17 protein-coding genes are annotated in these 20,813 nt (G+C 57.1%); 7 read left to right on the top strand and 10 right to left on the bottom strand.

The genetic code is table 11. The features are described 5' to 3' along the window. Nucleotides 1-5 precede the first annotated feature (5 nt). The 6 genes from CEE69_RS19820 to CEE69_RS19845 form a co-directional block, all read right to left on the bottom strand. Nucleotides 6-1,226: an FAD-binding oxidoreductase gene (locus CEE69_RS19820; RefSeq protein WP_099262359.1), complete on the bottom strand. Its 1,221-nt coding sequence runs from the start codon at nt 1,224-1,226 to the stop codon at nt 6-8. Continuing rightward, entirely contained in the window at nt 1,219-2,664 is a 1,446-nt protein-coding gene (locus CEE69_RS19825; RefSeq protein ID WP_099262360.1) for an FAD-binding oxidoreductase, read from the bottom strand. Before CEE69_RS19825 ends, CEE69_RS19820 begins: the two co-directional genes overlap by 8 nt. Continuing rightward, entirely contained in the window at nt 2,661-3,794 is a 1,134-nt protein-coding gene (locus tag CEE69_RS19830; RefSeq protein WP_099262361.1) for a Gfo/Idh/MocA family protein, read from the bottom strand. The genes CEE69_RS19825 and CEE69_RS19830 overlap by 4 nt, the downstream gene beginning before the upstream one ends. A 182-nt stretch (nt 3,795-3,976) precedes the next feature. Then, nucleotides 3,977-5,032: a sugar phosphate isomerase/epimerase family protein gene (locus tag CEE69_RS19835; protein WP_099262362.1), complete on the bottom strand. Its 1,056-nt coding sequence runs from the start codon at nt 5,030-5,032 to the stop codon at nt 3,977-3,979. 365 nt (nt 5,033-5,397) lie between these two features. Continuing rightward, nucleotides 5,398-5,667, bottom strand: coding sequence for a WXG100 family type VII secretion target (locus CEE69_RS19840; RefSeq protein WP_099262363.1), 270 nt, complete (start codon nt 5,665-5,667; stop codon nt 5,398-5,400). Next, complete coding sequence (locus CEE69_RS19845; RefSeq protein ID WP_099262364.1) at nt 5,664-6,368, bottom strand: tetratricopeptide repeat protein; 705 nt, start codon at nt 6,366-6,368, stop codon at nt 5,664-5,666. The genes CEE69_RS19840 and CEE69_RS19845 overlap by 4 nt, the downstream gene beginning before the upstream one ends. A 240-nt stretch (nt 6,369-6,608) precedes the next feature. Between CEE69_RS19845 and CEE69_RS19850 the strand changes: the two genes are divergently transcribed. Both CEE69_RS19850 and CEE69_RS19855 read left to right on the top strand, forming a co-directional pair. After that, nucleotides 6,609-9,707, top strand: a complete 3,099-nt coding sequence (locus CEE69_RS19850) for a DUF1592 domain-containing protein (RefSeq protein ID WP_099262447.1) — start codon at nt 6,609-6,611, stop codon at nt 9,705-9,707. Next, nucleotides 9,704-11,026: a DUF1552 domain-containing protein gene (locus CEE69_RS19855; RefSeq protein ID WP_099262365.1), complete on the top strand. Its 1,323-nt coding sequence runs from the start codon at nt 9,704-9,706 to the stop codon at nt 11,024-11,026. The genes CEE69_RS19850 and CEE69_RS19855 overlap by 4 nt, the downstream gene beginning before the upstream one ends. 1 nt (nt 11,027) lies before the next feature. Here CEE69_RS19855 and CEE69_RS19860 read toward each other — a convergent pair whose 3' ends face one another. Beyond that, nucleotides 11,028-12,026, bottom strand: a complete 999-nt coding sequence (locus CEE69_RS19860) for an aldo/keto reductase (RefSeq protein WP_099262366.1) — start codon at nt 12,024-12,026, stop codon at nt 11,028-11,030. Nucleotides 12,027-12,252: 226 nt separating this feature from the next. Here CEE69_RS19860 and CEE69_RS19870 point away from each other — a divergent pair, with 226 nt between their 5' ends. Beyond that, nucleotides 12,253-13,203 (top strand): glycosyltransferase family A protein, encoded by a 951-nt coding sequence (locus tag CEE69_RS19870; RefSeq protein ID WP_099262368.1) that lies wholly within the window; start codon nt 12,253-12,255, stop codon nt 13,201-13,203. Between the two features lie 96 nt (nt 13,204-13,299). Here CEE69_RS19870 and proB read toward each other — a convergent pair whose 3' ends face one another. Together proB and xylB are read right to left on the bottom strand one after the other, a co-directional pair. Then, nucleotides 13,300-14,469, bottom strand: a complete 1,170-nt coding sequence (gene proB / locus CEE69_RS19875) for a glutamate 5-kinase (protein WP_099262369.1) — start codon at nt 14,467-14,469, stop codon at nt 13,300-13,302. Next, on the bottom strand, nt 14,466-15,995 hold the full coding sequence (gene xylB, locus CEE69_RS19880; RefSeq protein WP_099262448.1) for a xylulokinase: 1,530 nt from the start codon (nt 15,993-15,995) through the stop codon (nt 14,466-14,468). The genes proB and xylB overlap by 4 nt, the downstream gene beginning before the upstream one ends. 142 nt (nt 15,996-16,137) lie before the next feature. On the opposite strand from xylB, the gene CEE69_RS19885 reads away from it, so the two are divergent. Both CEE69_RS19885 and CEE69_RS19890 read left to right on the top strand, forming a co-directional pair. Then, entirely contained in the window at nt 16,138-17,673 is a 1,536-nt protein-coding gene (locus CEE69_RS19885) for an ABC transporter substrate-binding protein (RefSeq protein ID WP_099262370.1), read from the top strand. Nucleotides 17,674-17,690: 17 nt separating this feature from the next. Then, a complete protein-coding gene (locus CEE69_RS19890; protein WP_099262449.1) occupies nt 17,691-18,548 on the top strand; it encodes a deoxyribodipyrimidine photo-lyase in 858 nt (285 codons plus the stop codon). Here the strand turns inward: CEE69_RS19890 and CEE69_RS19895 are convergent. Next, complete coding sequence (locus CEE69_RS19895) at nt 18,436-19,461, bottom strand: leucine-rich repeat domain-containing protein (protein WP_099262371.1); 1,026 nt, start codon at nt 19,459-19,461, stop codon at nt 18,436-18,438. The genes CEE69_RS19890 and CEE69_RS19895 overlap by 113 nt on opposite strands. Before the next feature lie 50 nt (nt 19,462-19,511). On the opposite strand from CEE69_RS19895, the gene CEE69_RS19900 reads away from it, so the two are divergent. Both CEE69_RS19900 and CEE69_RS19905 read left to right on the top strand, forming a co-directional pair. After that, a complete protein-coding gene (locus CEE69_RS19900; RefSeq protein WP_099262450.1) occupies nt 19,512-19,862 on the top strand; it encodes a CPXCG motif-containing cysteine-rich protein in 351 nt (116 codons plus the stop codon). A gap of 51 nt (nt 19,863-19,913) precedes the next feature. Then, a complete protein-coding gene (locus CEE69_RS19905) occupies nt 19,914-20,720 on the top strand; it encodes a 2-phosphosulfolactate phosphatase (protein ID WP_099262372.1) in 807 nt (268 codons plus the stop codon). The last annotated feature ends 93 nt before the right edge of the window (nt 20,721-20,813 follow it).

Raw genomic sequence — 20,813 nt, forward strand, 5'->3', positions numbered from 1 at the left:
GGTCTTCAGGCTCCCGAGCGTACAAAGTGCATTGGCTCGCCAAACTGAAATGGTGCAAAGCATCGTTGAGGATCGATCGCCTTTGCCACTCGAACAACCACTTCATCGTGCCGCCACATCCCAATTTGCGTTCCCCGCGCTGTGGCGTCATTGGCATCGAGCACCAAGCCAGCCAAACCATGCTCGACCAACCAAGAATCCAACAGGACCAAGTCGCCTGAACCGGTGACAAACATCACATTGCCAGCCAAGCCGAAGTGGAACCTCCATCCAAGTTCAGACAACTGCTTCGGAAACGACTGGACGATGGTTTCGATTTGCCGCGGGGTCATCGGAATGCGAACGGAGACTTCTCCTTCGACGTGCAGCAGTTTGGACCATGACTTCTCAGCATGCTCTTCCGACAACTTACGCGTCTCGGTCTCGCCGACAATGTTCTTGACGCGATCCATGATGGACTCGGCCACCGACTGAGGCCCGGGCACTCGCAACACGATGCACCAGTCATCTGGGTCAGTCATTCCCGGTTGGCACAATTCAATCGCATCCAGTTCGATCGGCAATCGAGAGAGCGTTTGCATGTGCAAGGTCGCCGTGGCAACGTCGCCGCACTTCACCACCCAAGTTTGTGGCTCGACCGATTGAGGAAAGACTTTGAAGGTCAATCGCGTGAGCACACCCAATCGCCCAAGGCTTCCGACCATCAGCTTGGGAAAATCAAATCCGGCCGCGTTCTTGACGACCGGTGCGCCGGTGTGAACTTCGTTCCCCAAACCATCCAGGAACGAAGCGGCGAGGATGAAATCCCGCAGGCCTCCATATCGCCAGCGTCCGGGACCACTCCAACCGGACGCGACGCACCCGCCGATCGTTGCACCCATTTTCGCCCGTGGCGGATCGAACGGCAGGGTTTGACCGTGCTCCGCCAGAGCGGCAATGACTTCGTGGAGGGACGTTCCCGAGGCGGCCGAGATGGTGAACTCAGACGGATCGTATTGAAGGATGCCAGCTAGGTTCCGTGTTGAGAAACGCCGTGCAGAATTCGCTTCGGCATCCGCACTGCTGTTCACGCACGACAAACCAAGCTTGCTGCATCCACCGACCGGAATCAGATGATCTCCGGTCGACGAAGCCTTCCAATCTCGAATCAGATCCGCCCAGTGCCGCACTGATTCGGGAGTTTCGATGTCTCCGGGAATTGACGCTGTATTTTCGGAGTCACTCACGGAAAATCACCCCCGCTTTTTCCAGTGGATGCAATCCTGACGTGGACAGGGCAGGGGACTCCGCATCCGGAAACATCTTGCCGCGATTGCAGATTTCGTGCGGGTCCATTTCCGCTCGCACACGGTGCATCAAGTCGATCGTGGGCTCATCAAACATTTCGGCGAAGACACCGCGTTTCTCGATCCCTACTCCGTGTTCGCCCGTGATTGAACCGCCCATTTCGATGCACAACCGCAGAATCGAATGAGCAAAGTCATTGGCTTTGTCGAAGGCACCGGGAATCTTTCCGTCGTACATGATCAGCGGGTGCAAGTTGCCATCGCCGGCATGAAAAACATTCGCGACGGGAACACCACATTCACGACTCATCGACTCAATTCGTTCGAGGGCTTCGCCCAAGCAACGCCGCGGAACGACGCCATCCTGAACGATGAAGTCAGGGCTCAATCGACCGGCCGCCGAGAACACCGACTTGCGTCCCTTCCAAATCGCCAGTCGTTCGGCATCGTTCGCAGCGATCTCGACCGCGGACGGCTGAGTACCGGCGATCACCTTCGCCAAGGTTTCCTTTTCCATCGCAACGCGTTCCGCCGAACCTTCCAGCTCGACGATCAACACGCTGTTTGCGTTCTTGGGATAACCACACGCCACGGCGGCTTCGGCGGCACGAATCGACATCGCATCCATGATCTCCATCGCACCAGGCAACAAATTCGCGGCGATGATCGCACCAACCGCATTCCCCGCCGCGCGGATGTCGTCGTATCCAACCAAGACGGTATGAAAGACTTCCGGCAGTGGCAGCAATCGCAAGGTCGCTTGCAGGGCGATCCCCAACATACCTTCGTTGCCACAAATGAAACCGGTGGAATCCGGACCGGCATGCTCCAATGACGATCCACCGATGCTGGTCACAGTTCCATCACCGAGCACCACATCCATCGCCAGCGTGTGCCCGGCGGTCATGCCGTATTTTAGGCAGTGTGCTCCACCGGAATTGAACGCGATGTTGCCACCGATCGTGCACACAGATTGGCTGGAAGGGTCCGGTGCGAAGTACAGCCCATGAGGCCGAGCGGCTTGAGAAACAGCGAGGTTCACAACGCCACATTGAACCGCCGCGGTTCGTTCCACTGGATCAACGTGCAGGATCCGGTTCAGCCGATTCAGCGCGATCACGATTCCGTCGCGGTGCGGCATGGCACCACCGGAAAGCCCCGTGCCGCTGCCTCGAGCGACCACCGGCACGTGGTGTTCGTAGCACCAACGCACCGCGGACACGACCTCGTCGGCGGTCTCGGGAAAGACCACCCCGCGAGGCCGGGCGGTGTAAGCGAGCAACCCGTCTGATTCAAAAGCTGCCTGCGCTGCCGGATCGGTACGAAACCGATCCGCGGGAAACAGCTCTGCTAAACCAGTCAGGTCGCTGGGTCTCACTTCACGTCTTTCCAGCTGCGTGTTGCGGCACTGTCGAGCACAGCATCGCAGACTCGTTGGGTTTCCAAAGCATCGCGGAAAGTCGGTGCAGCGGGCTGGTCCGATTCCAACGACTTCAAGAAGTCAGCGACTTGGTGCACGAAGGTGTGCTCATAGCCGATCTGCAATCCGGGAACCCACCAGTTGGCCATGTATGGCTGATCGCCATCGCTGACGTGAATGCTGCGCCAGCCGCGGACGATGCTGTCGTCGTTGTGGTCAAAGAATTCCAAACGATGCAGGTCATGCAAATCCCAACGAAGCGAACCGTGCTCGCCGTTGATTTCCAGCGTGTACAACGCTTTGTGACCACGAGCGTAACGAGTCGACTCGAACAATCCGAGCGAACCGTTGTCGAAGTGGCAATGGAAAGCACACGCGTCATCAATTTTGACGGGAGTCTTCTCACCGGTTTCGGCGTGAACACGTTCTTTGACGAACGTTTCTGTCACGGCCGAGACATCTTGAATGCTGCCGTTGAGCCACAACGCGGTGTCGATGCAGTGAGCCAGCAAGTCACCGGTCACGCCGCTGCCTGCCGCTTCCGCATCTAGACGCCACGTCGCCGCACCACCTTGGGGAACGTCGGCGTTGATCGTCCAGTCCTGCAGGAAGTTGGCGCGGTAGTGGAAGATCTTTCCGAGTCGACCTTCGTCGATCATTTGCTTGGCCAAGGTGACCGCGGGGACTCGGCGGTAGTTGTACCAAACCATGTTGCGAACGCCCGCCTTCTCAACCGCTTCGCACATTTCGATGCCTTCGGCGGTGCTGAGCGCCAACGGCTTCTCACACAGAACCATCTTGCCAGCTTCCGCGGCAGCGATCGAGATTTCTTTGTGCAGATTGTTGGGGACGCAAATGTCGACGGCGTCGATGTCATCACGCTCGAGCAACTTACGCCAATCGGTTTCGACCGACTCGTAACCTTGTTGCTCCGCAAACTGCTTGGCCTTCTCTTCGTTGCGAGCGCAAACGGCCTTCAGAACGGGATGGTATTCCAGGTCAAAGAAGCGAGGTGCCTGACGGTATCCGTTGGTGTGCGTTCGGCCCATGAAGCCGTAGCCGATCAAACCGATGTTCAGAGGTTTCATTCGTCGATGTGGGGAAAAGAGGAGATTGATTGAATGTTGCTGGAAAGCAGGTGCCCGTCTGCCGCCATGTCTGACGTTACAGAAGGGCTATTCATTTGATTAAGCGGAAGGGGCCTCGTAGCGGTACGACGCGAGCCGTCCAATTTCGACGTGCCGCCAGTTGATTCACTGACGTCGCCGAATCACTCGTTCCATCCGTGAGCATCCTGAACGCTCAGCATCGCAGCCAAGATATCGTTCCAGGTTTCAGGTTTGTGCATGACGTCGTTGGGGAACATGCAACCGTCCCAGCAAATGTGTTTGCAGGTCTGCAACACGTCGCCGTGCTCGTCACGCAGCCAGTGGCCCGCGTCCGTGGCGATGTCCAATTTGCCATTGGGATCGTTTGGCAAACAGTGGCGTCCCGTTTTGTCGTGGCTGCCGGTTCCGTGCACGGTCGCATCGTTTTGTGCGACGTGGAAATCGATCGTCCAAGGTCGCAACGCATGCGTCAGTTCTTTCAGAGCCGCGGCCTTCTTCTCTTTGTCCGCCCAGTCGAAATCTTGTGGAAGGATCGCATCTTCGGGAGCGTTGTAGCCCAGCAAGTACAACAACGTGTGAGCCATGTCGGCTTGGAAACCAAATCGTTCGGGATGACCGACGCGTTCGAGCAAGTCGACCATCTTCTTCCAAGACTGCATGCCGCCCCAGCAGATTTCGCCTTCGGCAGCGAGACGTTCGTCGTACTCTTCGGCGATGTCCGACGCAGCTTTGAACGTGTCAGCAATCTTGCTCTGGTTGGCCTCGGGATCTTTCACCCAATCGGCCACACCCATCGCACTGTCCAAGCGAATGCAACCGTGAGGTCGAACGCCGAGTTCGCGAAGTTTCTTGCCGATCTCACATCCCTTGCGAACTTGTTTCAAGAACGCTTCGACTTCTTCGGGACTGCCGCCCGCGCTGCCGCCGCCGGTGGGTTCCCAAACCGGAGCAACCACGGTTCCGATGTCCAACGATCGGCTACGGACTTTCTCGGCCAAGGCTTCCAGTTCCGCGTCATCCGCGTCGATGGAAACATGAGGCGAGAACAAGAACAAATCGACTCCATCAAATTTCCGACCGTCCACTTCCGCCGCAGCGGTCAGGTCAAGCATTTCGTCCAAAGGGATGACGGGGTTGGCATCGTCATCGCCCTTGCCGACCACTCCGGGCCAAGCAGCGTTGTGCAGTTTCGGATACGAGTTCGGGTGCTGGCTCATCGTCGGGAAGTGCCTTTGAACAGAGTGGTATCGAGGTCAGGTTGAATCGCAAGTTTAGACGGGAAGTATCGGCCGAATCACCTGGGTGCCTGAAGCGGCTTTTGCGTGAATGGGGCGTGGGATTTCTTCTTTCCCGCGTCAATAGGGTGGACATTGGGACCGCTCGTTGCAAGAACCCTTCACGGATCCATCGACTTCGCCAGTCGTTCAAGTCGCCCCGAGACACAAATCGCCACAGCGTCCAAGACGATTGACCGTCAACGCTCGCTATGGCTGAAAGCGGTTTCGAGCCGAAGGCAGACGTGAATCCAGACGAATTCGGGTGGCGCAAAATTCACCGAGAAGGATCGCTTCCGTTGTTATCATCAACGCCCGAGGTAGGCATCCAACTGGTCCGCCTTCCGCATCAGATACGGCACGTGCTCGTCCGTGGCTTGCACCAATCGCTGGAGCTGCCGCAGTTGATCCTGAAATTCCTGATTGAATTTTCGTTGCTGTTCATCCCGCCAGCTCTGCTCCAACTGGTTCATCTGCGCGGACAGCCCCGTGCCGCGTTGTCGCAACTCTTCAGCAAATCGAGCCAATTGCGACGCGAACTGGCGGATTTGATCGGGGTCACCAATAGCTTGATTCATGGAATCGCCTGAAGAGATTGTTGATAAAACTGCAAACTCGCGTTGAGTCCATGCCGTTCGGCCAAGTCGATCAGCAACTTCAGCGCCGCCGATCGAGTTTTCGCGGGACCGATGACCGCTCGGCGAATCGACGCCTGACGCAACGATTTCATCGCCGCCATGTCTTTGCTGAGCAACAACTGGCAACGCCCAGTCAGCAAGTAGGCTCCTGGCGAATGCGTTTCCGAATCCAACAAAGGTTCCAACTCGTCGATTGCTTCGTCGTACCGTTCAAGGTCGTACAAGGCTTCACCAAGGACCATGTGCAGATACGTCAACGAAGGATCGCGACCCAGCCGGGCTCGGCAAACCTTGAGGCGACAGTTCCCCCAATCTGTGGTCGCTCGCTCCAATTCATGATCCACGGATGAATTGCCCAATCGAGCCGCCAGGTCACGGACTTCGACCAACTGTTGAACGGATCTCGCCAATTGGGCTTCTTCCAGTTCCCACACCAACGCAGCATCATCAGGAAATGTTTCGTGAGCCTGGCTCAGAATCTTGGCGGCCTGCAATGGCCGATTTTCTTCTCGGTAGATCGACGCCAATTCCAGATACCCGTCGCGATCCGTGGGACAGGTTTTCAGGTGATGCTCAAGTTGTTGTCGGCGCGTCGGTCCGGCTGTCGTCTCGCTTCCTTCGTTGGTGGGAACAGCGGTCATGGGAAACGCTCACGGGATGAGAATCATGAAGCAGGGCGTGCGTCAGCGGATCGATGTTGAGCCGGGACTGACTGTGCCAGAGGAGGCCATTCAGTATGGATGACTCGGGCGTAGATTGCAAAATTGCCGACCCCCAGTTTGGTTTGCCGGTTTGTTCACGACGTCGATGGGCTATCATGGGCACAATCGTTCGTCGATCGCCTCGACCTCGATCATCCCGCCGCGGTTCTCCCGCACCCCATGCCCCGATTCGCGTTCCCTCCTAACCTCAACGCGGCCATGCATTCCATGCGATTTGTTTTGATCCTTCTCGTCAGCTGTTGCTGTGCCACGTCTCAAGGATCGGACTCTCTCGAAACCGTCTTCCAAGAAACGGTCCAACCGTTCCTGCAGCAAAATTGTCTGCAGTGCCACGATGACCAATCCGCCGAAGGTGACCTGGACCTGAGTGCGGACCGGAACATCGAGGATGTCGTGAAGCGTTTTCGTCACTGGTCCGTGGTTCTGGATCGCCTGGAAGTCGGCGACATGCCACCGGAGGACTCCGACGTTCAGCCAACCACCGAGCAATGCGATGCGGTGATTGCTTGGATTGAGTCCCTGAAGGAAGCGGAAGCAAAACGCACCAGCGGCGACCCCGGTTTGGTGCTCGCCCGGCGACTCAGCAGCTCCGAATACGATCGCACGATTCGCGATCTCACCGGCGTCGACATTCGCCCCGCAGCGGACTTCCCGATCGATCCCGCCAACGAGGCCGGTTTCGACAACTCGGGCGAATCGCTAACCATGTCGCCGGCACTGCTGAAAAAGTACCTGCAAGCGGCCCGCCGCGTCGCCGAACACATGGCGATCACACCGTCGGGACTCGCATTCTCGCCTCACCCGGTGATCACCCCCACCGACCGTGACAAATTCTGCGTCAATCGAATCATCGATTTCTATCGAGAGCAGAACACTGAGATTTCAGACCACTTGTTCGTGGTATGGAAACACCAACAGTCGCCCGCCGGCGGTTCGCTTGACGACCTCGCGATACAACATGGTGTCAGCGCAAAGTACTGTCATACACTGAGTGACCTACTCACCGATTCAGCGAAAGAGTCCGATCCCACGACGATTGGTCCCATCGTCGCCTTGAAGACCATGTGGAACGAAGTCACGCAGACAACGGAGACCGAGACGGAAGCCAAACAACACTGCAATGACATCGCGAAATTCATCGAGTCTCTTCGTCAGTCGCTGATTCCGGATGTTCCCAATCTGACCGCACCGGACATGAACCCAGGTTCGCAGTCGCTGGTGCTTTGGAAGAACCGCCAATTCGTCGCCAACCGACGACGATTCGCACAAGACCAACTTCCGCCGCTGCCGGATTTAATGAAAACCTTCGATCCGAGCCGGTTTAAAATTCCGGCTGAAGAGGCTGTCATCGCATGCATGCTCGTTCCCGAATCAGAAGACGACCAAGCAACTTTCGCGGAAGAGCTGAATCGATTCTGCGATGTGTTTCCGGATCAATTTTTGATCTCCGAACGAGCTCGTGTGTACCTGGACCCAAAAAAGGAAAAGAAGCTGAAAGGTCGCTTCTTGAGCGCCGGATTCCACAGCCAAATGGGATACTTCCGTGACGACGCGCCGCTTTGCGACCTGATGCTGACCGATGCCCAGCGAGCGACATTGGATCGCCTTTGGTTGGAACTGGACTTCGTCGCGTCCGCCCCGATGCGGCAGTACTCGGGCTTCATTTGGTTTGACCGCACGGATTCGAAATTCATGCGAGACCGAGTGTTTGATCGGTACCGCGCCGAAGACAAGGACTGCATTTCCGAAGATAAGGTCCGCGGACTTTGTGATGCCTACACCGAAAAAGCCAAGCGGGTTGGAGCGAGCGAGAAAGCTCTCGCAGCGATTCGGCGTTACTTCGACGACATGTCCAAAACATTCCGCTCACTGGAACAAATTCGCGAACAGTCCGAACCAGTCCAGCTCGAAGCGATGCTGCAGTTTGCCGAGCGAGCCTACCGTCGTCCGCTCGAACCAACCGACAAGGATTCGCTGCTCGCGTTCTATCAATACCTGCGGACCGAAGGCGAACTCAACCACGAAGAATCCGTTCGCGACTGTGTCGTGCGGATCCTGATGTCGCCCCATTTCTGCTACCGCGTTGACCCGACTAACTCTGGCCAGGCTGACCCCGGTTCAGTTATTTCCAAACTTTCTTCGGGCGTGCAACCACTCGATTCTCATTCGCTGGCCAATCGCCTGAGCTACTTCCTCTGGTCGAGCATGCCGGATGAGACGCTGATGGAGCTGGCAGCTGAGGATCAACTGCAAGATCCCAGCGTTCTCGCGGAACAAACACGCCGCATGCTGAACGATGCCAGAAGCCAAGGCTTCGTTCGCGAATTCATGGGCAACTGGCTGAACTTCCGCCGCTTCGATCAACACAATGGAGTCGACCGCGAAAAGTTCCCGACGTTCACCGACGAATTGCGTCAAGCGATGTTGGAGGAACCGTTGCGACTGTTCACCGACGTCGTGGAACGAGACGGCTCAGTGCTGGATCTCCTTTACGCCGATCACACCTTCGTCAATCGAGAGTTGGCGATGCACTACGGCGTTGACGAGAAACAATTTGACTCGTTGTTGAAAGCATCCGACTCCGAAGATGGCTGGATTGAGCTTTCCAGTGCAAACGAATTTGGCCGTGGCGGATTGTTGCCCATGGGAGTCTTCTTGACTCGCAACTCACCAGGTTTGAGAACCAGCCCCGTGCAGCGAGGCAACTGGGTCGTGCAGCGGGTTCTCGGCGAGCACGTTCCGGCACCTCCCGCCGAAGTCCCGGAATTGCCCGAAGACGAATCCAAACTCGGCGAACTGACCATTCGCGAGGCGCTCGCTCGACACCGCGAGCATCCCAGTTGCGCAGGATGTCATGAACGAATCGACTCGATGGGGTTGGTCTTCGAAGGCTACGGTCCCGTGGGTGAAATGCGAGACGCGGACCTGGGCGGACGTGCGATCGACGCCAGCGTTGTGTTCCCCGATGGCGGCCAAGGCGACGGGATCGAAGGCCTGCGCGATTACATCCGGCGCGACCGCGAAGACGACTTTGTCGAGCACTTGTGTCGCAAGCTTTTGGCATTCGCACTTGGACGCTCGTTGCAGCTCTCAGACGAATCGCTGATCGCAGAAATGAAGTCCAACCTGCAAGCCAACGACCACCGTTTCCTATCCCTGATGGAAACGATTGTGACCAGTCCCGCGTTTCGCAACAAACGTATTCAACTCGCCTCCGTCGACAACGCTCCCACCCCCGAAACGGAACCTTCGCCATGAATCCTGCTGTCAATCGAAGAACGTTGCTGCGTGGTGCCGGTGTGGCCATGGCTTTGCCGTGGTTGGAATCGATCCCGGTCTGGGGCAGCGAAACGATGATCGGCCACGACGCCGCGGAAACCCCGCAACGCTTTGCCGCGTTGTTCATGGGCTGCGGGATCAACGCCGATCACTGGTGGGCCAAAGGTGCTGGCGAAGACATGGAGTTGGGCAAGAGCCTGGCGCCCATGGAATCGCTCAAGCACAAGATGAATTTCATCACCGGACTGTTCAACGAGAACGCGACCGGCGTTGGGATTCACCCCGGACAAACGGGCAACATTCTCTCAGGTGCGTCGCTGAAAAAGGGCTCCGAACTTCGCGGCGACATCAGCATGGACCAAGTTCTCGCGAATCACTTCCAGGATCAAACGGCGGTTCCCAGTTTGGTGCTCGGGTGCGAGCAACCGGTAACGGGTTACCACGAAACCAATTTTTCGATGGCCTACAGCTCACACATTTCGTGGCAGAACGCAACGTCACCGGTGCCGATGGAGGTCTACCCATCGCTGGCTTTTGACGCGTTGTTCGACAACCAAGGCAGTCGCCGCAACGAAAGCATTCTCGACCGAGTCGGCGAAGACGCGGCGTCGCTGCGACGACAAGTCAGTGTGGCCGACCGAGCCAAGTTGGAAGAGTTTCTGAGTAGCGTTCGCGAAGTCGAACGACGCGCCGCTTCCATGCGAGCGGCTCACTCGAAGGCAAGCGACCGAGCCAAGGATCAGGGCAAACCGATTCACGCGATGAAGCGTCCCGATGATGGTTTGCCCGAAGACATCCGCGAACACATGCGACTGATGTGCGACATCGTGGCGTTAGGATTCCAAACCGATAAATCTCGAGTCGCAACGCTGCTCCTCAACCGTGACTTGTCCGGATTGTTCTATCCATTCCTCGACGTGAAATCGACGCACCACTCCGCATCGCACAGCGATCGTTCAGATGCCTATGAACGAATTTCGCGATACTACTGCAGCCAATACGCCTACTTGGCCGGCAAGCTCGATGCGATGGCAGAAGGTGACGGCACGGTGCTGGATCATTCGTGCTTGTTGTTCCTGTCCAGCATGTGGTCCGGCAACGCACACGATTCCAGCAAGCTGCCCGTGCTACTGACCGGTGGCCTTTCTGGGAAACTCGAAACCGGCCGCGTTTTGGACTACTTGGAAGAATCCGACGACGACCGAAAACTTTGCAGCATGTATTTGTCGATCATGGATCGCATGGGCGTGCCGATCGACGCATTCGGCGACGCCGAAAATCGACTCGCCGGTTTGTGATTCACTTGCCGCTGTACCAAACGCCGCGACGCCACTGGTGCAATTGCAGTCGACGCAAGAAGTCCTCGGGCAACGCTGGCAGAGCTTCCGTCGCGACGTTCAATGCGACTTGGTCGACATTTCGCATTCCAACGATCACGGTCTGAACCGCCGCCGGTGACATCGCGAACTGAATCGCGGTGGCGGCCAAAGAATAGTGTTCGTCCAGCCCGAACTCTTTCAGGTCATCGCGAATGGCATCGACCCGCTTCGTCGTTCGCTGCATGCGGTCGCCGGCGAAGAACCCGGATCGAAAGTCGTCTTCGGGGAACTCATGATCCGCGGAGTATTTGCCGGTCAGGGCACCTTCGTCCAGTGAAACGCGAACAATCACGCCGGTGCCAGTCTCTTCCGCAACAGGAAACAATTGTGCGGCGGGTTCTTGCTCAAAGATATTGAACACAACCTGGACGACATCGACCAATCCATCTCGCATCAACTGGATCACGCAGTTCTGGTCTTGCTCGGGAGTGCACAACCCAATGCGATTGATTTTGCCTTCTTGGCGAAGTTTCTGCAGAACCAACAACGGTTGCGGGTCATCGTTCCATGCCGACGTCCAAGAGTGCAGCTGCAACAAATCGAGGCATTCGACACCAAGATTCCGCAGACGTTCTTCGACGTTTGCACGGATGTAAGCGGCTCCGTATCGATCTTGCCAACGGCAATAGGGGCTTGGCGGCCACGGACCTTCCGAAGGCGGCGTCTTCGTCGCCACATGAATTTTTTCGCGAATGGATGCCGGCAGTTGTTTCAAAAACTGACCGATCACTTGCTCACTGCGACCGTCCCCGTATCCCGGAGCGGTGTCGATGAAGGTGATCCCATGTTCAACGGCGTGCTGGAGCGCAGCGAGGGAAGCTTCGTCGTCCTGAGCGCCCCATTGGCCACCCAATGCCCACCCCCCGAATCCAAGTCGAGAGACGGGGAAACCATCGTGGCCTAGTGAGACTTGTTTCATAGCAAACGTTTCACGTCGTGAGATTCGCGGATGGAAGAAGAAAGGGTTTGGAAAGCGATGACGATTATCGGGTCGGTCCGTTTGACTCAAAAGGAAGTTGCCCGCTTTCGAGATGAACCGGACCGATCGTCTCAACTGGAATCACGCTCCCGTCCGAAATCCTTTCACAGCGGCGAACCGAGGGTCTCGGTCAGCCCGGTAAGCAGAATCCTTGGCAGGTGCAGTGGTGCGAAATTTGTCTAACATCCCGCGTTTGTCGATCGTCGTCCCTCACGGTGGTGATGACGCGGCTTTCGAATCCTCGCTCGCAAGTGTATTGCAGCATCGCCCAGATGGGTGCGAGGTGATTGTGCCTCATGACGGGAGCTATGACGACCCGTTTGATTTGGGCGAGGAGGTGCGGTTCGTCGACACTGGTTCGACGAGCGTCCTGCGCCAAATTTCCGAAGCCGCTGAATCGGCGATGGGTCGTTTCGTGCACGTTGTCACTGACGGCCACGTTGCCACCGAGAACTGGACCGAAGCGGCGCTCGCACAATTCGAAGGCCACGAAACCGGCGTGGTTGTGCCGGTGGTCCGCGATTCAGAAACACAGCGGATCGAGCATGCGGGATGGCGGACCACCGCTTCATCCGCTTGCGGCCCAATTGGATTTGGCGACAAACAAGTGGCTCGCAAAGCCGCCGCTCGCATCGAAGGAGCTTTCCTCGCCGCGTCGTTCTGGCGTCGAGATTTGCTTCGCAGTTTGATCGGCACCTATCGCGGCACCGATACGATCGAGGCTTCGCTTGCATTTGGTCACCTGACCACCCAAGCAGGTTGGCGATGCGTGGTTGCCGATGACAGCGCAATGAGCGTCGACTTCGAAACCGAAGTGCTCGACTACGACCTTCGCATCCACCGAAACCATCGGCGCCTGCAAGCCATCTCGGATCACTTCCGCGGCGGCGGGTCGGCCGGTTGGGGTCGCGGTATCCAACGCCTACTCACGACCACACTGGCCGGCGGACTACGCCCATCGAGTTTCATCTCGGGCCTTCGACGCATGACCGCTCCTCTGGCCGGAAACGCGATTTCGCGTTCGGTGCAAACCGCCGGCGTTCTGGCAGTCGACGACAATCCCGAAACGCTGCCGATGCCATCGTTGCATCGTGAACCGCTTCGACGTGCGGCTTAGCCGGACGGGTTGCGTTCCGGCTCAGCCAACTGCTCGTACGATGGTCTTCCAAGACCGTCGTTGGATTTGGCCGGGTTTGGAAGCCCAGCCCGCTGCTCACTCGGGGACGATCCGCAGCACCAAGTTGTTGCGATGAATCACGTTCTCGTAAGGACGATGCCCGAGGATCCATTCGATTTGTTCGCTGGGCTTGCCAGCGATGCGGGCGACCTCGTGGCTGCGGTAGTTCGATAGACCGCGTCCGAACTCTTTGCCATTGGGTCCAACCAAACGGACCACGTTCCCGTGCGCGAAGCTTCCTTCCACGCGTTGGATCCCGATCGCCAAGAGACTACGGCCTTGCTTCTGGATCGCATCCACCGCGCCTTGGTCGAGGTACAACGTCCCCGCAACGTTGGCGGAACTGCCGATCCAACGTCGCCGCCCTTTGAGCGAACGCTTTGGAGGCACGAACAATGTCCCCACTGCATCGCCCGCGAAAATTCGATCGAGCACAAAATCCTCGGTGCCCGATCCGATGATCGTGGGATGACCGTGCGAGTTGGCCAGCTTCGACGCTCGCAACTTGCCGCCCATTCCACCTTTGCTGACAGCAGACACTTGGTCGTCAACCAATGCCATCACACCATCGTCCACATCATGGACCATGTGAATCGGCTGGCTGTCTTTTTCGTCGGGGTGACCATCGTAGAGTGCGGAAACATCCGTCAACAAAATCAACATCACATCGTTGAAAAGTCCCGCGACCTGAGCGGCCAAACGGTCGTTGTCACCGAAGGTTGTCTTCAATTCCGAAACAGCAACCGAGTCGTTTTCGTTAACAACCGCGATGGCGCCCAACTCATCGATTCCGTTGAGAGCATTGCGCACGTGCAAGTAACCGCTGCGACGACGAAGGTCGTTTCGGGTTAGCAAAACCTGAGCGGCGTGCCGGCCTCGTTTCTGCAACGACTTTTCGTAGGCACCGATCAAGTCAGCTTGTCCGATCGCGGCGATCGCCTGCAACGACTTCAGGTCGGTTGGACGCTGCGGCAAACCCAGTTTGGCGACGCCGGCGCCGACAGCACCGCTACTGACCATGATGGTTTGACGTCCGGTGTCGGCGATGCGGCAAAGTTGTTCCGCCAGTCGATCCACGCGTTCGAGATCGAGTTTGCCGTCCGATGTAGTGAGAACTCGCGTGCCGACCTTGACCACCACGCATTGGGTTTCGTCGATGATCTGACGCCGAATGGCGAGATCGTTTGCTTCTGAGGATTCGTTCAATTTGTTGATTGCAATTCAGCCAGTTGGTGCATGTCGTCTTTCAAACTGCCGTACAGAGATCGGTAGACAGGAAAGAGCTTGTTGTAAGTGAGTTTCGCGGAACGATCCGCTTTGGTTTCGGCGGCCACCTCGATGGTCGCCTGGCATGCCTGCGCGATGTGCTTGTAGGCTCCGTCGCCGACCGCGGCGAGCAAAGCGACACCGAAGGCCGGGCCCTGTTCGACCTTCAAGGTCGTGATCTTTTTGCCGAACACATCGGCTTGCATTTGACGCCAAAAAACGTTCTTGCTGCCGCCACCGCTCGCGCGAATCTGGCGGACAGGAACGCCCAATGACTCGATGATTTCCAGGCTATCACGCAGTGCAAATGTGATGCCTTCCATCACCGCACGTGTCATTGCAGCCCGGTCATGGGTGAGATTCATGCCCACAAAGGCTCCGCGTGCGTTTGGATCCGCGTGCGGTGTTCGTTCACCGTTCAAGTAGGGCAAAAATAGTAACCCACCACTGCCAGCGATCGCCTTCTCCGCTTCCGCCGTGGCAGCTTCGAAACGTTTCGAGGCAGGAACGCCGGCCAAGCCCTGCACGACTTGATCCACCCACCATTGCAGTGAACCGCCGCTGGTCAAGTTGACTCCCATCATGTGCCACTTCCCGCGAACGGCGTGACAGAATGTATGGAGCCGGCCGGACGCATCGACGTTGGGTTCATCGCTGTGAACAAACATCACACCGCTGGTCCCGATCGAAGTGCTGAGCAAACCCGATTTGACGATGCCGTTGCCGATCGCACCGGCGGCACAGTCACCCGCACCCCCGACCACCTTGCACTCCGTCGTCAGCCCGAGAGCTTTCGCGGCTTCTTTGGTCAGCGTGCCGGTGACGTCTTCGGACTCGACCACGCGAGGCAGCAAGTCAGCGGACAAATCCAGTTTGCCCAGTAGAGTCTTCGACCAATCTCGCTTCTTCACGTCTAAGAACAACGTGCCGCTGGCGTCGCTGACTTCGGTGACATAGTCACCCGTCAGCCGCCGACGGATGTCATCCTTGGGCAGCAAAACTTTCGCGAGTTTGTCAAAGTTACGTTTCTCATTGTCTCGCAACCAAAGCACCTTGGGAGCCTGAAACCCGGTCAATGCCGGATTGGCGACCATGCCGATCAGCTTTTCACGCGAGCCAGCAGCCGAGGTGATTTGGTCGCACTGATCGGCCGTGCGTTGATCGTTCCACAACAATGCCGGACGAATCACATTGTCATCACGGTCCAGAAAAACGGAACCGTGCATTTGTCCCGACAAACCGATCGCTTTCACGTCGGCCTTGTCGACACCTGACTTTTTCATCACCGCTTTGACGGTCTTTTTCGTCGCCGCCCACCAGTGCTCGGGATCCTGTTGAGTCCAACCCGGTTTGGGTTGCTCCATGGGATATTCTGCATTCGCCTCGGCAACCACCTGGCCGGTTTCGTCGATCAGCAGGGTCTTCGTGCCGCTGGTGCCAATGTCAATGCCGAGATAGTGAGCCATGTTGCGTTGCTTCAGTGCAGTGAAATCGAAGACAAGGAGGACGAGAGCCGCTCGGATCAAGCGAACTGGCGGGCAGTATAACGCGTACTTGCGTTTTCAACCACGCAACCAACATCCAAACTGTCGTCTCACGAGCCCCACGATGCCTGCGAAAACTCGCCTCGCGAAGCATTCCGCGAAGATTGAATCTGCCGATCGGGACGCGTCTCACTCCGCCTCACTCGGCAACCGCCAACCAAACCAAGCCTGTGAAATCTCGCCTTCCGGTGGGCTGAGCGAAACCGATCTCGGGCGTCGATCCGTCTGGCAAAGACGGCAATGGTTGGCGTGGACTTCGGTCGCCGGAGCAGCCGTTTTGACCGGTTGCCGCGAGGCTTCCAAAAGCGATGAGTCGGAATCAAATACGACGGTCCGCACCGATGTTCCGCTGCGAGTGGTTTGGACGGGAACCGATGCCGACGCGGAAACACTTCGCCGAACCTGGCAATCGATCAGCGAACAACCGCTGAAGATCACCGTCATCACACCGCCGAACACCTCTTCTGAAACTGCGGAAGACCAACCTGCGATCTGGGACGCCGCGGCGAAGGCGGAGGTGATCGCCTATCCGCTCAGCCAACTGGGCGAGATGGTTTCACGCGAATTGATCATGCCTTCGTTGCAATCAGAATCGAGCGAAGATTCGGGTGCGAGCACAACCAAGTCGGATCCGCCCGCGGTCCGAGTGGCGATGACGTTCGCGCAAGAACCACGAGCCAAATGTTTGGGCGGATCCTTGCCCGCTCTGATGGTCGGCGAAAAGGCAGCGACGAAGGTTTCGACATCAGCTGCCATCACATGGGGCGACCTTGAACAACTCGCGGCTGAGTTCCCTGGACAAGTCGCTGAGCCCACCGCGGAAGGTTGGGCCGGCGTGTCGTACCTGTGGCGTCTGGCTTCCGTGCTGAGTGCCACCTGGTTGTTCGATCGCAACACACTGGAACCGCTTTTGACCCAGCCCGAATATGTCGACGTCCTTCGGCAAATGGCTGCGACGGCAAAGCACGGTCCCGAATCATCAATGACTCCCGGTGAAATCTTCCGCGACGTCAGTTCCGGCAAACTGGTCGCCGGGCTTGGGTTCCCACAGGTCACAACCGACCAAACCGATGCGGAAGACGAAGCGACTCTGACCAGCAACGTGCAAGTGGCGGCGTTCCCGATCGCGGAATCTGGAGCGGTCGATGCTGACGGCGTGGCGCTGGCACGAACCGGCCGAGTCGTGCTCGCACCGCAAACCCTCGTCGGATCGCTGGCCGCATCGTGCCGACAAACGGCCGCTGCCAACCAGTTTTTGAAGTGGCTAGCGGGAGGGCAGGGCAGCGAACCGTTGTACCGTTCGATCCCAGGTCTCCAGCACCCAACGGCCAGCTCATCGATCGACGATGCGACCGGCGGAAACTACCAACCCTGGTTGCGAACCGCTTGGCAAAACCCCAACGTGATGCCGCCACTGAACTTGGTCGGCGGCGACCGATACCTCGCGGTTCTGGACTCGGAAGTTCGTCAATGCTTGACAGGCGACAAAACTCCCGAAGACGCTTGCGCCGCGATTTCTAAATCCTGGTCCGACCTGCACAACGAGTTTGGCGTGAAGAAACAGAAACGTTCGTGGCAGCAGGCTCTCGGACTTCTTTGACGACCGACTGGCACGCCATGGCGAACGCACTGATTTGGTTTCGAAACGACCTTCGGACGATCGACCACGAACCTCTTCTCCGCGCCGCCGCTGCCGATCAGTGTTTCGCAGTCCAATGCATCGATCCGCGACAATTCGAAACAACCGCCCTGGGGTTTCACCGAACCGGGCCATTTGAAATAGCCGATACACCGGAACTATTCACTGACTTTCGAAAGCAAATCGAAAAACACTGCGAGGCTCGACCTCCACTCGGCGAACCAAGTCAGATCAACTGTGAACTCCCCGAAGGATTGGAAGCCGGCGAAATCCCGACCTTGAATTCGCTCGGACGATTGAGTCAATCGAAAGACGATCGATGTTTGAATCGATTTCCCGGAGGACAAACCGCGGGAAACCAGCGATTGCAGGAATACATTTGGGACGAGGATCGCTTGCGGGTCTACAAGCAAACTCCCAATGGGATACTGGCACCGAACGACTCATCGAAGTTCTCACCGTGGTTGGCTCACGGGTGCATCTCCGCACGGACGATCGCCGATCACGTGCGACGCTACGAGGACGAACGCGTCGAAAACAAATCGACCTACTGGATGATCTTCGAACTTCTCTGGAGAGACTACTTTCGGTGGATTACTCGCATCCAATCGTGGACCTCTTCGAATCGGCAAAAGAAAACGAAGCGATCTACGATCGGGCTCGTGCAACCAGCCGCTGAGAACCAATCATCAAACAGACCGACTGAAACGACGTCGGCTCAAATCAATATTCGAAACGCTTCAGGTTCGGAAACATCGCCTCGAGTTCTTTCGCGGGAGCGTCTTCCAAACCGAGGTTGGTCACGAACAAAGTCTCGAGTTCTTGCAGCGGCTTGAGTTGCGGAAGCGCGTCCGGTGCAACGCTCGTCTTGCCCAAGTGCAGCAATTTCAAATGAGGAAGCGAGACGATCACCGGAATCGCTTCTTCGGTGATCGCGGGGCAGTTGTCGATGTTCAAGACCGTCAACGATGTCTTGCCCTCGAATGCCTTCAATGACTCGTTGTCAATTTTGGTCAGCCAGAGATTGATCTTTTCCAAACCCACAATATTCGCGAGAGCGGGCATGCCTTCGGGACCAAAATCGGTTTCCGCCAATTCCAGATCCTTCAACGGCAAATTGGAAATTGGATCGAACGCTTGCCCCGTGATTTTGGTACCTCGCAACTTAAGCTTCGTCAGCTTGGGCAACGTCGAAATCGACTCAAGAACCTTGTCCGTCACCGGCGAATTCATCAGCGAGATTTCTTGCAGCTCATTCAGCTCCGCCAACACACTCGCACCATCGTCAGTAACCGAAGTGTCTTGGAAAGTGACCGCGATCAACGCCGGCAAACCCGATATCGTTTTCGCTTTCGCGTCATCAAACGCCTTGCCATAAACTCGCAGACGTTTCAGATTGGGAAGAGCCGCCAATCGCAGAACCATCCCCTCGGTCCAAGCCGCATCGGGCAAGAACAACTCGCTGACCGTGCTGGTGTTGGACAGCAACTTCACCGCGTTTTCCAAATCGGACTCGGCCACTTCCCGTAAGTCCACGACCACGACATCATCGCCTCGCAGCTTGGTCTTGGCACCCGCGATATCATCCCATGCCGACGCCAAACCACCTTCGGCTGATTCGACGCTGTCGGATTGTTTCGAAGTCGGAAGCGGCATTGTTTTGGTACTGCTAACGCCGCAACCCAGCGTTCCCATGAACAGGCTGCCGACCAACAAGCTTTGTGCGAGCCGAACTTGTGTGAGATTCATTGGAATTCCGCTGATTGAACTTGAGAAACGAAAATGATGACGTTGAAAACATGAGCAACCACGACTCGGACGATCTCGACGATCCAAACCGATCAACTCACGAGGATTCGGATGGCGATCTCGTGCCGGAGTGGCAGCAATTGCTGAACGATGACCCGGTGCCTCACCAGGACGATTGGAACTCATCCGAATCAGCATCCACTGATGCGGCACTGGACGGCACCTATGTCTGCGACAACTGTGGCGAAGAAATCGTGATCCCGCTGGACATCGCCGCTGGACGCGACCAACAGTATGTCGAAGATTGTCCGGTGTGTTGTAGCCCCAGCGTGATTCATGTCCATTTTGACAATTCCGACCACGCCGATGTGTGGGCGGAAGCCGAACAAGATCGCTACTGAGCGTCCTCGCATCCTGACGCGTCCCTGACTTATCTCCTGATTCCGACCATCATGAAAATTGAAACTTGGCTGACGCCCAATTCCGCCGGCGAATCTGAACGAGCCCCAGCTTCCGTCGCGGTGGTGATCGACGTTTTGCGAGCAACCACGGTCGCCACGACGGCACTGTCCGCGGGAGCTAAATCGATCACGACTTGCGGTGAAATCGAAGAAGCATTTGCAATAAAATCTTCCGCGGAGCCCGACAATGTGCCGCTGCTGTGCGGCGAACGAGGCTGCCAACCGATCGTAGGGTTCGACTATGGCAACTCCCCCGGGGAGTATTCGCCCGCCGGGGTTGGTGAACGCGATTTGGTGCTGACGACCACCAACGGAACCGCCGCGATCCGGGCGGCTGAACAATGCGAAAAAATGTGGCTGGCTTGTTTTGCCAACTTGTCCGCGGTCATCGATCGGTTGGTGAAGTGGCATTCGGCCAACCAAGACGAAAATGCTTTTGCGAGAATTGTGTGCGCGGGCACCAACGGGTGCGTGACCGCCGAAGACGTGCTTCTCGCGGGGGCCATCATCGCCATGTGCCATCAACGACTGGCCGATTCGCCGCGATTTTATGACGGCCCGATTGAGCTGCTCAATGATTCGGGAGCGATCGCTTTGTCGGCGTGGCAGCACTGCATCACCCACGATGGTGTCAACAGCTCTGAGACGCTCGCCGAGCGATTGAAATTGACCCAGGGCGGCAAAAACCTGATCGCAGCCAACTACCCCGGCGATTTGGTGGATTGCGGCAGCATCGATGTCTTCGAGCTGGTCCCAACCAGGGATCAACGATCCCCCGCTCGGTTCGTGGCGGGCTGATCCGAGCCGAGTTTCACACCAAAAACGCATTCAGGTGACTGGCTTTTTCGACTAAACTGGATGGTTGTCAAAAAGACCTCCGATCCACTCACT

This window comes from Rhodopirellula bahusiensis (assembly GCF_002727185.1).
Lineage (GTDB): Bacteria > Planctomycetota > Planctomycetia > Pirellulales > Pirellulaceae > Rhodopirellula > Rhodopirellula bahusiensis.

Excerpts from the sequence above, each read along its gene's own strand:
- CEE69_RS19830 (WP_099262361.1), bottom strand. The coding sequence starts at position 3,794 with ATGAAACCTCTGAACATCGGTTTGATCGGCTACGGCTTCATGGGCCGA.
- CEE69_RS19835 (WP_099262362.1), bottom strand. The coding sequence starts at position 5,032 with ATGAGCCAGCACCCGAACTCGTATCCGAAACTGCACAACGCTGCTTGG.
- CEE69_RS19840 (WP_099262363.1), bottom strand. The coding sequence starts at position 5,667 with ATGAATCAAGCTATTGGTGACCCCGATCAAATCCGCCAGTTCGCGTCG.
- CEE69_RS19845 (WP_099262364.1), bottom strand. The coding sequence starts at position 6,368 with ATGACCGCTGTTCCCACCAACGAAGGAAGCGAGACGACAGCCGGACCG.
- CEE69_RS19850 (WP_099262447.1), top strand. The coding sequence starts at position 6,609 with ATGCCCCGATTCGCGTTCCCTCCTAACCTCAACGCGGCCATGCATTCC.
- CEE69_RS19855 (WP_099262365.1), top strand. The coding sequence starts at position 9,704 with ATGAATCCTGCTGTCAATCGAAGAACGTTGCTGCGTGGTGCCGGTGTG.
- CEE69_RS19860 (WP_099262366.1), bottom strand. The coding sequence starts at position 12,026 with ATGAAACAAGTCTCACTAGGCCACGATGGTTTCCCCGTCTCTCGACTT.
- xylB (WP_099262448.1), bottom strand. The coding sequence starts at position 15,995 with ATGGCTCACTATCTCGGCATTGACATTGGCACCAGCGGCACGAAGACC.
- CEE69_RS19885 (WP_099262370.1), top strand. The coding sequence starts at position 16,138 with ATGCCTGCGAAAACTCGCCTCGCGAAGCATTCCGCGAAGATTGAATCT.
- CEE69_RS19890 (WP_099262449.1), top strand. The coding sequence starts at position 17,691 with ATGGCGAACGCACTGATTTGGTTTCGAAACGACCTTCGGACGATCGAC.
- CEE69_RS19895 (WP_099262371.1), bottom strand. The coding sequence starts at position 19,461 with ATGAATCTCACACAAGTTCGGCTCGCACAAAGCTTGTTGGTCGGCAGC.
- CEE69_RS19900 (WP_099262450.1), top strand. The coding sequence starts at position 19,512 with ATGAGCAACCACGACTCGGACGATCTCGACGATCCAAACCGATCAACT.
- CEE69_RS19905 (WP_099262372.1), top strand. The coding sequence starts at position 19,914 with ATGAAAATTGAAACTTGGCTGACGCCCAATTCCGCCGGCGAATCTGAA.